This is a genomic window from Methylocaldum sp. (genome assembly GCF_035627495.1).
Classification (GTDB): Bacteria; Pseudomonadota; Gammaproteobacteria; order Methylococcales; family Methylococcaceae; genus Methylocaldum.
In genome coordinates this window covers 15,152-27,509 of record NZ_DASPLO010000128.1, presented here as the reverse complement: position 1 = coordinate 27,509, position 12,358 = coordinate 15,152, and the positions used below count along the sequence as shown (strand labels likewise).

General features: G+C 57.2%; 8 protein-coding genes and 1 riboswitch. Of the genes, 5 read left to right on the top strand and 3 right to left on the bottom strand.

The window, feature by feature from the left end; genetic code table 11:
• Positions 1 to 221 precede the first annotated feature (221 nt).
• Positions 222 to 2,096 carry a phosphomethylpyrimidine synthase ThiC gene (gene thiC, locus VEB01_RS10230; protein WP_324875125.1) on the bottom strand — a complete coding sequence of 625 codons (1,875 nt, stop codon included), beginning with the start codon at positions 2,094 to 2,096 and terminating at the stop codon, positions 222 to 224.
• 57 nt (positions 2,097 to 2,153) lie between these two features.
• Positions 2,154 to 2,313, bottom strand: a riboswitch (TPP riboswitch).
• Between the two features lie 149 nt (positions 2,314 to 2,462).
• Here thiC and VEB01_RS10225 point away from each other — a divergent pair.
• Positions 2,463 to 2,642, top strand: a complete 180-nt coding sequence (locus VEB01_RS10225) for a hypothetical protein (protein ID WP_324875123.1) — start codon at positions 2,463 to 2,465, stop codon at positions 2,640 to 2,642.
• Between the two features lie 26 nt (positions 2,643 to 2,668).
• Here the strand turns inward: VEB01_RS10225 and VEB01_RS10220 are convergent, their stop codons facing one another.
• Complete coding sequence (locus tag VEB01_RS10220; protein WP_324875121.1) at positions 2,669 to 3,091, bottom strand: hypothetical protein; 423 nt, start codon at positions 3,089 to 3,091, stop codon at positions 2,669 to 2,671.
• A gap of 296 nt (positions 3,092 to 3,387) precedes the next feature.
• On the opposite strand from VEB01_RS10220, the gene VEB01_RS10215 reads away from it, so the two are divergent.
• The 4 genes from VEB01_RS10215 to VEB01_RS10200 all read left to right on the top strand — a co-directional run bounded on the left by VEB01_RS10215 (position 3,388) and on the right by VEB01_RS10200 (position 10,785).
• Positions 3,388 to 5,634 (top strand): adenylate/guanylate cyclase domain-containing protein, encoded by a 2,247-nt coding sequence (locus VEB01_RS10215; protein WP_324875119.1) that lies wholly within the window; start codon positions 3,388 to 3,390, stop codon positions 5,632 to 5,634.
• 26 nt (positions 5,635 to 5,660) lie between these two features.
• Entirely contained in the window at positions 5,661 to 9,008 is a 3,348-nt protein-coding gene (locus tag VEB01_RS10210; RefSeq protein ID WP_324875117.1) for a TonB-dependent receptor domain-containing protein, read from the top strand.
• A 605-nt stretch (positions 9,009 to 9,613) separates the two neighbouring features.
• Positions 9,614 to 9,859: a hypothetical protein gene (locus VEB01_RS10205; RefSeq protein ID WP_324875115.1), complete on the top strand. Its 246-nt coding sequence runs from the start codon at positions 9,614 to 9,616 to the stop codon at positions 9,857 to 9,859.
• A 260-nt stretch (positions 9,860 to 10,119) separates the two neighbouring features.
• Entirely contained in the window at positions 10,120 to 10,785 is a 666-nt protein-coding gene (locus tag VEB01_RS10200; RefSeq protein WP_324875114.1) for a Crp/Fnr family transcriptional regulator, read from the top strand.
• A 109-nt stretch (positions 10,786 to 10,894) separates the two neighbouring features.
• On the opposite strand, the gene nhaD is transcribed toward VEB01_RS10200, so the two are convergent.
• Positions 10,895 to 12,334 (bottom strand): sodium:proton antiporter NhaD, encoded by a 1,440-nt coding sequence (gene nhaD / locus VEB01_RS10195; RefSeq protein WP_324875112.1) that lies wholly within the window; start codon positions 12,332 to 12,334, stop codon positions 10,895 to 10,897.
• Positions 12,335 to 12,358: the final 24 nt, after the last annotated feature.

Below are 12,358 nucleotides of genomic sequence, written 5' to 3'. Positions count from 1 at the left end.
TTGATCAAATGCTTCTTTGGCAAAATCAAACACTTCCGAAGAATCTTTGCCCGCTTCGAAAAATTGCAGCGTAACTTCATGGGCTTTCTTCGCTTCGTCTCAGCACTCATCTGGTTGCGTTGAAATGTCAACAGAACCTAGGCGCATCCGCCGTCAATCCAATCCGGCTCCCTCCGTAATATTTTTCCGCTCGGCACGGCTTCGCGGCTAATCGGTGGACATTACGCCTTCCGATAAATCTCCGCCCCGCTGTTAACGAACTCCTCCGCCTTTTGCTCCATACCCGCCTCCAATGCCTCGGTTTCCTTGAGGCCGTGGGTTTGGGCGTAATCGCGCACATCCTGGGTGATTCTCATCGAGCAGAAATGCGGACCGCACATGGAGCAAAAATGGGCGAGCTTGGCGCCCTCCTGGGGCAGGGTTTCGTCGTGGAACTCCACAGCCTTTTCCGGATCGAGGCTGAGGTTGAATTGATCAGCCCAGCGGAACTCGAAGCGTGCCTTGGACAAGGCGTTGTCGCGAACCTGAGCGCCCGGATGGCCCTTGGCCAGATCGGCGGCATGGGCGGCAATCTTGTAGGCGATGATGCCGTCGCGAACGTCCTGCTTGTTGGGCAATCCCAAATGCTCCTTGGGCGTGACGTAGCAGAGCATGGCGGTTCCGAACCAGCCGATCATCGCCGCGCCGATGGCCGAGGTGATGTGATCGTAACCCGGTGCGATGTCGGTGGTAAGCGGTCCCAAAGTGTAGAAGGGCGCTTCCCGGCAAAGCTCCAACTGCTTCTCCACGTTCTCCTTGATCATATGCATCGGTACGTGGCCGGGGCCTTCGATCATGGTCTGGACATCGTGTTTCCAAGCGATTTCGGTCAGCTCGCCCAAAGTCTTGAGTTCGGCGAACTGGGCCTCGTCGTTGGCGTCGGCGATGGAACCCGGCCGCAGACCGTCGCCCAGGCTGAAGCTCACGTCGTAGGCTTTCATGATTTCACAGATTTCCTCGAAGTGCGTGTAGAGGAAATTTTCGCGGTGGTGGGCCAGACACCACTTGGCCAGGATAGAACCGCCGCGTGACACGATGCCCGTCACGCGCTTCGCCGTCAGCGGGATATAGGCCAGGCGCACGCCGGCATGAATGGTGAAGTAATCCACACCTTGTTCGGCCTGCTCTACAAGAGTGTCGCGGAAAATGTCCCAGGTCAGCTCCTCGGCCTTGCCGTCCACTTTTTCCAGAGCTTGATAAATGGGTACCGTGCCGATGGGCACCGGCGAATTGCGGATGATCCACTCGCGCGTCTCGTGGATGTTCTTGCCGGTGGATAGATCCATGACCGTGTCCCCGCCCCAGCGGATCGACCACAGCATCTTTTCCACCTCTTCCTCGATGGACGACGTGACGGCCGAGTTGCCCAGGTTGCAGTTGATCTTCACCAGGAAATTGCGGCCGATGATCATTGGCTCGGATTCCGGATGATTGATGTTGGCCGGGATGATGGCGCGGCCGCGAGCGACTTCGTCCCGGACGAATTCCGGGGTGATGATCTTGGGTATGGAGGCGCCATAGGATTCGCCCGGATGCTGGAATTTGTACATCTCGCTGATGGCTTCCAGTCGCTGATTTTCGCGGATGGCGATGAACTCCATTTCCGGAGTGATTATGCCTTTTCTGGCGTAATGCATCTGGGTGACGTTCGCCCCGGATTTGGCGCGGCGCGGCCGGCGGATGTGCTCGAAGCGGAGATGGGCGAGAGCGACATCGGCCTGGCGCTTGCGCCCATACTCGGAACTCGGCCCGGAAAGTTCATCGGTATCGCCGCGCTCTTTAATCCACGCATCGCGCAAAGGGGACAAGCCCAGACGCAGATTAATACTTACTTGCGGATCGGTATAAGGCCCCGAGGTGTCATAGACATAAACCGGTGGATTTTTTTCGGCGCCGAAACTGGCCGGGGTATCGGACTGGACGACCTGACGCATGGGCACGCGGACATCGGGACGGTTGCCTTGGATATAGATCTTTTCCGACGAGGCGAACGGTTGAATGGAGGCTCGTTTGGCGGTTACGGCATCGTGCAAGAATTCTTCGGGAAATGCGCTCATCGCTTTCTCCTGGGTAAAAAACGGAAAAAGGGGGCGCAGGCAAGACGGGTCCTTCGCCAAGCTCAGGACAGGCTTTCCTACGCCGGTGTTAACCGGATCAGGTTCGAAGGGTGTTTCTCAGCCCTGCAGACGTCCATCTCTTGGAGACGCTTGATGGATCGGTTTACGAGTGACCAATCTCATCAAGAACCGCAGCAGGGCACCCCCAGCCTTACGGACATGGGGCTAAGCTAAAGCATGACAGGGCATTTGGCAAGGCAGGGGAATTGCTAGCTATGCAGCGATTTAAACGTTCCGAACTTTACTGCTTGAACGAACTTATCCGCAGAAATTGCTGAAGTACGCCGACTTCCAAGGAGGACTTCAATGGATACTGTAGTCGAACGCGTCATTCGTACTTTCAACGGCCATGTCTATGCCGTCGCGGGCGTCGTGATGGGCTTTTTCGACGACCCCGCCCAAACGCAGGAGTGCGCCCATCAAATCGTAGACTTGACCCATCACGAGGTCGAAGTTTTCGGAAATCAACTGATAATGGTGCTTTGAAATTCGGAGCCTCATACTCACCGACCCTACCAGCTCCGCATGGCAACCCACGCCGGTTTCGGGCGACTGACGACAAGTCCCCGGTATACCGACCAGAACCGCCATAACGATTCCGGAATTTCGGGAAGGATATGGTGCCGCACCTCGGGATTGAGCGTTGTCTGCGGCTCGAATGCGTTATACGAGAGCAGATCTTCCGCCGTAACCTGGCGGGCGTGAAACGCATCGGTAGGGACGGGGACGATCAGCAAACGCCCGCGTTCAAGTTCCGATGCCGTCAAGGCCAGCAGCAGTTTCCCGTTGAGAGTATCGCCGCCCTCGATCAGGCGCCCATCCGCGCCGCACCAATATCCGCTTGTATCGAGGGCTATATTGGCGGCGCCTTCGAAACGCAAGCGAAATGTATGAATCTCCAGGTCCGATTCATTTTGATGGGAATTTGTCTTCATCGGCCGAATCTCTCGAACGTCTCCTACGCGCGATTAGCTTAGGACGAAGCAAACAATTATTCCGTGACGTATTTACCAATTCCACTTCGTATAATGTATTAGGCTCCGAGAACAAGAGCCGGCGGGACCTTAGGCTATCATGGACAGCTCCAAGAGCCCGGGATGACAAATTCTGTGACGACCGATATGGCGACGGATTCTTGCGATCGGGATTCTCTTCGGGATTTGATTGTAGTGATATCAGCCAGTAACCGTCCTGCTCTTCAACTCGCGAACTCCGGCGCCCGAATTAGATTATGAGCGTCCGAAGCCGCTTGGTGCCTGCGGTTTTTCGACTCTGTCGAGCGCCGCTTCTGATTGCGCTCAGCGGTTTGATACTCAGCCTCCTGCCCGTCTTGACGCAGCTCGAAGAAGAATTCGATCTCGGCCTGCTTTACCGCTTGAGAGGCGCGGAAAGGCCCCCCGAAGATATTGTGATCGTGGGGATCGATCACGATTCCGCATTGCGCCTGCAGACGCCGAACGAACCCCAGTCATGGCCTCGCCGACTCAACGCGGATGTCATTCGCAATGTACAAGCATCCGAAGTCGAACTGCTCGCGTTCAATGTCTTTTTCTTCAGTCCGGCGTCCGACCTCGACGATGACCGGGTGATGGCGGATGCGATGCGCCGCATGAGAAGCGTCGTTTTGACCGATTACGTCAAACCCCGGCAGGTTTATGCGGGCGTTTACCTGGAATCGGTGATACATCCCACCGATACGTTGGCCGGTGCGGCCCTGGCAACCGCGCCGTTCCTGCTGCCGAAGGACGACAACGGGATAAACCGATTTCTCGTCTTCTTCGGAGAGGAAAATCAGGCCACGCTGCCCACACGACTGCTGTTGGCCTACGCCTGGCGTACGGCCCACGATGATCTTGTCGGTGCCTTCATGAGCGCCGCACCCGACGCTGCGGGCTTTCTCAAACGTCAGCCGATGGAACGAGAGCAGTTCGATGCCTTGCAGAAGGATCTGACCGCTCTCCTCCAATCTCGGGCCGATCTGCTTCCGATCCTCGAAAAAGATTTACAGCAAAGATCGATACCCGAAAAAATTCGCCAAGTGCTGCGCTCTTTGTTGCGCGCTCATGAAAATACCGGAGCGCGTTACTTCAATCATTACGGTCCCGCCCGCACGTTTCCGACGATTCCTTATTATCAGCTTGTTGCCTCACCACCCGCAGAACTAAAGCGACTGCTCAAGGGCAAGATCGTTTTGGTCGGATACCTTGAGGATTTTCAACCCGAAAATACCGAAGGTCTCTTTCATTCACCCTATTCCACGATCAGCTCCGTGGAATTGGCGGCGACCGCATTGGCCAACCTGCTCGAAGGCAAATCGGTACTGCCGGCGCTTACGCCGTTGAAGGAGCTTATTTGGCTAGTCCTTTGGGGACTTGCGCTCGGTTCATGCGCTCAACTGCTTTCCGTTCAAAGGGCTCTGACCCTTATCGCGGCGTTGAGCGGGGGGTATTTATTAACGGCATGGGCGCTGTTTCGTGCCAACGGGTTGTGGCTGCCGCTCCTCATCCCGCTGATTTGGCAAGCACCGGCAGCTTCGATGGGTTGTTTGCTTCTCAGCTATCTGCGGCGCGTCCGGCGCGAAGAAAAAATGCAGTCGGTGATCGAGCGTTTCATTCCCGTAGACGTGTTCAGTCAACTGACCCGCGATGAAGACATAAAGGCGTTGCCGTCGTACGGACGTTTGGCCCGCGGCATTTGCCTCGCCACCGACGCGGGGCGTTATTCGTCCTTGGCCGAGACCATGGAGCCGATGGCTCTCGCCGATCTGATGAACGATTACTACCGCATCCTCTTTCAGCCCGTATCGCGGCATGGGGGATGGATTTCCGACGTGATCGGGGATGCCATGCTGGCGATTTGGACCGCCGAAGGAGACGACTCGGAAACGAGACGCAACGTACTGCAGGCCGCCTTGGAAATCCAGCAGGCGGTCCGCCGGTTCGAACGATATCATGGGCTCGATTTTCCGGTCCGGATCGGAATTCACTGCGGCGATCTCCGCATCGGTTACGTCGGCACCGACAGTCGCGGCGAGATTCGGGCGATCGGCGATACGGTCAACATCGCCGCACGCTTGGAAGCCTTGAACAAGATACTGGGCACCGAAATCCTGGTGTCGGAAGCGGTGCTTGCCGGCGTTGCCGAGGACCGCGCCAGACGCTTGGGACAATTTCTCCTGGCGGGGAAAATGAAGCCGGTATCGGTAGCCGAATTGATTTCCCGGTCGGGTTGGCGCGCGCCCCATTTGCAAGAATTTAATTCCCGGTTTCAGACTGCCTTGGCCCACTTTGAAGCCGAGCGGTGGCCCGAGGCCCATGCCGCCTTTGCTCAGCTTGTCTTACAATTGCCCGACGACGGACCGGCCCGGTTTTATCTCAAAACGTGTGAGGCACGCCTCGGGATGCCACACCCTGCAGGCACCCAGCCTCCTGGCATTCGTATCGAAAAATCGGACGCGGCCCATCCGCTGACCAAATAACAACACGAAAATAGCTCACCAGATCGATGCAAAACCCCGCTGGATTTTTTCTGACAATCGTTGCCGCGCTTATCGCAGGCTGTCCCGAAGCTGTCGGCGCGTGCGATAACTGGACCGCCCGCCTGGTTTCGGCTCAAGGTCAAGTTGACATACAGTCATCCGGAAACCCGTCCTGGTCGCCGGTTGAGAGCCAACAGCTCTTCTGCCCCGGCGACAAGATCCGCACCCTGATCCGCAGCCGCGCCTCGCTGCAATTGCCGAACCAAACCTATCTGTCCCTCGACCAGGACACCATAGTCGTTTTTTCCGAGGTGAAAGCGGAAGAGCCGTCCTGGATCGAGCTGCTCCGCGGCGCGTTGTTCGCCAGGAGCCGAACGCCCAAACCGCTCGACATCCGGACGCCTTTCGTTAATGCCGCGATCAAGGGAACCGAGTTCCTCATCAAGGCCGGACCGCAGGGCGGACAGGTCACGGTCTTTGAAGGCGAGGTCGAAACCTCGAATGCCGAGGGACGAGTTTTGCTTAAAGACGGTCAAACCGCCGTTGCTTTAGAGAATCAGGCGCCGCGCCTCGAATTGGAGATGCATCCGGAAAACGCCGTCCAGTGGGCACTCTATTTCCCGCCACTCGTGGATTACACGGCTCTTCGAGCGCAAGTCCGCGACGAACACGTCGCCGAGGGAATTCGCCTTTACACCGCCGGGGACATCGTCGGAGCCTTGGACGCGCTGGACCGCGTATCGCAAGCAAGCCGCGACGCCGATTTCGCCGCCCTGCATGCCGGCTTGCTGCTGAGCGTGGGGCGGGCCGATGAAGCGGAACCGCTTCTGACCGCATATTCCAGGGGAGCAACAAAGCCCGCGCCTATCGATGCGCTGCGCTCCGTCATCGCTTTGGCTCGTAACCAAAAGGCCGAAGCTCTCGAATTGGCGAATGCGGCGGTTCGGAACGACCCGAACTCGTCTTTGGGCTGGATGGCACAATCCTATGCTCGCCAAGCCGATTTCGATATCGACGGAGCGCTTAAAAGCATCGACCGCGCCGTTCAGCTCAATAATGACGACGCCTTGATTCATGCACGCCGCGCCGAACTGCTGGCCGCCTTGGACCGGTGGTCGGAGGCGCGGAAAACGGCCGATCGCGCCGTTCAAATCAACCCGCGCCATCCCCGTGCCCATATCGTGCTGGGCTTCGTCGAACTCATGGATGGGGATACCCCCGAGGCGGTGGCGAGTTTCCGTAGGGCATCCGAACTGGATTCGGCCAATCCCCTGGCCCGCTTCGGCTTGGGACTGGCTCTGGTCAGGCGGGGCGAATTGCAGGAGGGCACGGCGGCCATCGAGACAGCCGCCAGCCTGGACCCCAGCGATGCCCTGATCCGCAGCTATCTCGGCAAGGCTTACTACGAGCAAAAGCGCAACACGGTCGCCGAAAAGCAGTTCGATCTCGCCAAGATCTTCGATCCACACGATCCAACGCCCTGGTTCTACGACGCCATCAAAAAGCAGACCGAAAACCGGCCGGTTGAGGCGTTCAAGGATCTGCAACAAGCGATCGAGCTGAACGGCAATCGGGCGGTCTACCGCTCCAAGCTCGCCTTGGACGACGATCTGGCCGCCCGCAGCGCCGCCCTGGGACGCATCTACACCGATCTCGGCTTCGGCCAGCGGGCCGTCGTGGAGGGCTGGCGCTCGCTCGGCATCGAGCCGGCCAATTATTCGGCGCACCGGCTCCTGGCCGACTCCTATTCCGCCCTGCCGCGGCACGAAATCGCCCGCGCCAGCGAGTTGTTGCAGTCCCAGTTGCTGCAACCGATCAACACCACCCCGGTGCAGCCCCATCTGGCCGAGAGCCGGCTGCTGATCCCGGACGGCGCGGGGCCTTCGCGGCTCTCGTTCAACGAGTTCAATCCCATGTTCACGCGGGATCGTTTCAACTTCCAGGCCTCCGGCATCACCGGAAGCAACGACACCCACGGGGAAGAACTGGTGCACTCCGGACTGTGGGACAACTTCTCCTACAGCCTGGGCCAATTCCATTACGAGACCAACGGCTTCCGCAAGAACAACGATTTGCGCCAGGACATCTACAACGTCTTCGCCCAAGGGATGATCAACCCCGGCCTCAGCATCCAGGCTGAATACCGCCACCGGCATCTGGAGCACGGCGATCTGTTCTACAACGGCGATCTGGAGGATTTCGACGACACCTTCAAGCGCGAACTGAAAACCGATAGCGTGCGGACCGGCCTCCGTTATTCGCCCACCGCGAACTCCGACCTGATTTTTTCGGCCATGTATCTGGATACTTTGCGGAGTAATAGCCAGCAGGATTCATTTTTCGGGATGCCGATAGATATCTCGACGACCGTCAGCCAGCGCGGCTTCATGGGCGAAGCCCAGTACATCTACCGGCGCGACCCGTTCGATCTGATCCTGGGCGGCGGCAGCCGCGACATTTCCGCCGCTGTGTCCGATGACTTCGGCTTTTTCGCCGAGAAAATCGCCTACGACATCCGGCACAGCAACGCCTATCTCTATTCCCATATCCGCTATCCGAGCGCCATGACCTGGACGCTGGGAGTCAGCTACGATTCGTCCCGGAACCAATGGGTCGGGGATTACGACCAGGTCAACCCGAAACTCGGGCTGATGTGGGAGTTCACGCCCGACACGGTCTTGCGCCTCGCCGCATTCCGCACCTTCGATCGAGGCATCGAGGAAGACGTGACCATCGAGCCGACTCAGATCGCCGGGTTCAACCAGTTCTTCGACAACTACCCGGCCACGGATGCGAGGCGTTACGGCGTCGGCCTGGATCACAAGTTTTCGTCCGATCTCATGGTCGGCGTGGAGGCCTCGTTGCGCGACGTAATCGTCCCTCTGCCCCTGGGCGTGGCTCTGGATGCGCCGAGCTTTATGTCGAAACGGGAGGAAATGCTGTACCGCGCCTACGGCTATTGGGCAATCAACGATAATTTCGCCGCAAGCCTGGAGTATCAGTACGATATTTTTTCAGCGGGGAATTTAACTCTCTATCAAAACCATATTGCCCCGCTGAGCCTGAGCTATTTTCATCCCTCAGGCTTATCGACCACGGTCACGGTTACCTATGTCAACCAGGAAGCCTTCGAGGGCGAAGAGGAGACTTTGAAGAATCACGACGACAACCAGTTCGCGCTTGTCGATTTTTCCCTGAAATATCGTCTACCCTATCGTTATGGCACGGCAGGATTCGTCGTGAAAAACCTGCTGGATCAAAAATTCGATTTCCTGGGGCAGAACGCCTTCGGTCTTCGAACGAGGCGTGTGGAGGAAATGCCTTTGTTTATTCCGGAAAGGACGATGTTTTTTCAACTCACGCTGGCATTCTGAGGACGTCATCGCGATGTCCCGAAATGCACGCCAAACCAGGAGGGACGTATGAGCGATCAGACATCACAACAGCCCAAAAGCAATGCGGCTTTGGAATTCCTGAAACGGTATAGAAAGCCGCTGATAGGGGCTGTCTTTGTTGGCGGGGCTACTCTCTATGTCGCATCGATCTGCGGCGTTTCCTGTCCGCCGGGGTACCGATTTTATTGGGGATCCGGAAGCTGCAAACCGTGCTGAACTGACCGGGAGGGTGCGCCACGCGCACCCTCCGCCTTCCTCCAAGGTAGTGGCGTCTCTTTCCGAGCCGCAAACCTCCCACACCGCCTTTTACCGCCCGAACTCTGAGCTCTCCTCAAATCTCGTCCAAAGCAACTCCCCGGAAAGCTTGCGGATATGTAAGCTTTCCCCCCTCATTTTGTGAGCTTGTCACATCAAAAAGGGGAATATTTCACTGAATTTCACCCTTCCGGCGCGTAAGTTGACCCTCGTTCCCACAAGTTCCGGAGGAGGCACTATGTACGATCCCGTTTCGCGTCTTCGGACGAGCGCTTTGAGAATGCCCGGCGCAATCGGCGCCCAATCGGTCAAGGCAAGCGAGTAGGCATATGCCGTACACGGTTCAGAGAGACCTTGCCGGGTATTCCATTAAGCTTCTATATGTCGGCCTCTCGGTAATAATCACGACCTTTGCCCTCATATTAGCCTTGGTGCTGTTCGTCTTTTTGCCACAGGATGGTTTCGGAACGTCGGCGCGGGCGAAGGAACGCCTAGCCTTCGAAATGATCGTGAACGCCACCGGAATCGATAATCCGGCGAAGGCCACACTTCCGGAAAATCGGGATAGAAAATGAATGGATCCGCTTAAGACCGTGGCGCGGAGCCCCAAACGGACGGGCGATTCAGCCGCGCGCCGCCTCAGATAATACGGTTACGCCTCCCTGGCGACTCTTCGGGACCGAAATTCAGCGCCGGTCCCATTTTTTTACGGTTGACGGATCGAAATGAACTAACATTTAGAATCGCCGCCCGTCGTGCACCTCGCGTTTCGGAATTCGAGAATGACGGGAGATATCCATAGTCCTCGTTTCCTTCAACTGAACGCGATTGCCTAGTGTCGGATGAAACACTCCAGGGATTAAAAAATATCCCGTATTTTTCCGAAGTAGCCGAAACCGCTCTTGCGGAGCTGGCGTCCTGCGCGACGATAAAAAGCTATCCCAAAAATTCGGTCATTATTCGTGAGGGCGACGAAGGCGGAGCGCTGTTCATTATCCTTTCCGGCAAAGTACAAGCCTATCTAAGCAGCGCAAACGGGCGAATGGTGATTCTTTCGAGCCAGGGCCCGGGCTCTTTTTTCGGGGAGCTGTCTTTGCTGGATGGCGAACCTCGTTCGGCCTCGATATCGGCCCTGGAACCTACGGTATGTAGCCTGGTTCCGCGCCATGTGTTGAAATCCTGGCTAAGAAATCATCCGGACGCCGCGTTCAGCATCATCCGAAGCCTGACTCAGCGGATTCGCAATTTGACGGAAAACGTCCGGGGACTCGCGCTGTCGGACGTCTACGGGCGATTGGCCAAAGCCCTGCACGACATGGCCGTCGAAAACGAGAAAGGATGGATCATCCAGGAAAAACCGACCCATCAAGACCTGGCCAACATCATCGGCTGCTCCCGGGAGATGGTCAGCCGGCTCATGAAGGATTTGGAGCGCGGCGCCTATCTCTCGATCGAGCGCAGCTCCATACACATCCACCGGAAGTTGCCCGCATCTTGGTAACTGAATCGGCGGTCTTCCAACGCGAGCGCCGGAAACGCTGACCCCCTTCGACCGGGTTCAGGACAGGCTTATTCCGGCCTACAGACTACAAGACGCGGTGACTTCCCCCTTAGAAATACCGGCCGTTGATCAGAAAGTGCACGAAAATACTGCCGGCGTATCCGAGGGCGATCACCGGCATCCATTTGAGATGAGCGCCGAAGGTATAGACGCCTTTCGCCTGTCCCAAAAGGCCCACACCCGCCGCCGAGCCGATGGCGAGCAAGCTGCCGCCGACCCCGGCGGTGAGGGTCACCAGAAGCCACTGTCCCTGAGAAATGTCGGGCGCCATGGTCAGCACGGCGTACATGATGGTGCCGTTGTCGATGAAAGCGGAAACGATGCCCACCAGCACGTTGGCGATGGTAGGGTCCAGATCCGTGTAAAGAAATTCCGAGGCATAGTCCAGATAGCCGATGAAGCTCAGCCCGCCGACACTGACCATGACCCCGTAAAAAAACAGCATCGTGTCCCATTCCAGCCGCGAGACGTTGTGAAACACGTCGAACGCGTGGCTCTCGTCAAGGTTATAGGGAATTTCCATCTCATCGGTATCCTTGAGCTCTTCCCGGCTGCCGCGGGATGTCCCGGTCTTCTGCAGGTAATAGCTGAAGAACTTCAAATAGGTCAGCCCCGCCAGCATCCCGGCCGCGGGCGGCAGACTGAGCAGGTTTTCGAAGCAGATGGCGGTGGCGATGGTTAACAAAAACATCACGATCACCGGAATCGCGCCTCTTTTCATCGCTTGCACCTCGACGGCCGGCGCGGGTTTTTCCTTCGGTATTACGAAGTGCATGATCGCCGCCGGCAGGGCGAAATTCACGATGGACGGGATCAATAAGGAATAGAAATCGACGAACGGCACGACGCCGCTCTGCCAAACCAATAGGGTAGTGATATCGCCGAAGGGGCTGAACGAGCCACCGGCATTGGTGGCGACCACCACATTGATGCAGGCGAGCGAAATGAAGCGGCGATTGTCCTTTCCCATGGCCATGATCACGGCGCCCATCAGCAATGCCGTCGTGAGATTGTTGCAGATGGACGAGAGTACGAACGATAGGCACCCGGTGATCCAGAACAGTTGCCGGTAACTGAATCCTTTGCTGAGCAACCGGACGCGGAGATTCTCGAAGATTCCACGGTCTTCCATGGCATTGAGGTAGGTCATGGAGACCAGGAGGAACAGGAACAATTCCGCGTACCCTTCCAGGCTCGCCCGAAAAGCTTGCTCCGCCACATCGCCCAGATCGCGCCGGACGTACATGATCGCCACCAACACCCAAATCAGGCTGGCGGCCAATACCATCGGCTTGGATTTTCTGAGGTCGGTGATTTCCTCGACCATGGCGAGGGCATAAGCCAGGAAGAAAATGATGACGGCCAGATAACCGACGACATGATGCGTCAGATCCAGTCTGCTGGCTGCGGCAGTTCCCCCTTCCTGGGCTAATACCGTGGTGGATAGAAGCAGCAACAGGCCGGCAACTAGGATTTTCACTAAATTCATTATGAATCTTGCTCGAATTTAACT

What these genes read in the sequence shown, in the direction of transcription:
- thiC (WP_324875125.1), bottom strand. Translation starts at nt 2,096, where the DNA reads ATGAGCGCATTTCCCGAAGAATTCTTGCACGATGCCGTAACCGCCAAA.
- VEB01_RS10225 (WP_324875123.1), top strand. Translation starts at nt 2,463, where the DNA reads ATGGATACTGTAGTCGAACGCGTCATTCGTACTTTCAACGGCCATGTC.
- VEB01_RS10220 (WP_324875121.1), bottom strand. Translation starts at nt 3,091, where the DNA reads ATGAAGACAAATTCCCATCAAAATGAATCGGACCTGGAGATTCATACA.
- VEB01_RS10215 (WP_324875119.1), top strand. Translation starts at nt 3,388, where the DNA reads ATGAGCGTCCGAAGCCGCTTGGTGCCTGCGGTTTTTCGACTCTGTCGA.
- VEB01_RS10210 (WP_324875117.1), top strand. Translation starts at nt 5,661, where the DNA reads ATGCAAAACCCCGCTGGATTTTTTCTGACAATCGTTGCCGCGCTTATC.
- VEB01_RS10205 (WP_324875115.1), top strand. Translation starts at nt 9,614, where the DNA reads ATGCCGTACACGGTTCAGAGAGACCTTGCCGGGTATTCCATTAAGCTT.
- nhaD (WP_324875112.1), bottom strand. Translation starts at nt 12,334, where the DNA reads ATGAATTTAGTGAAAATCCTAGTTGCCGGCCTGTTGCTGCTTCTATCC.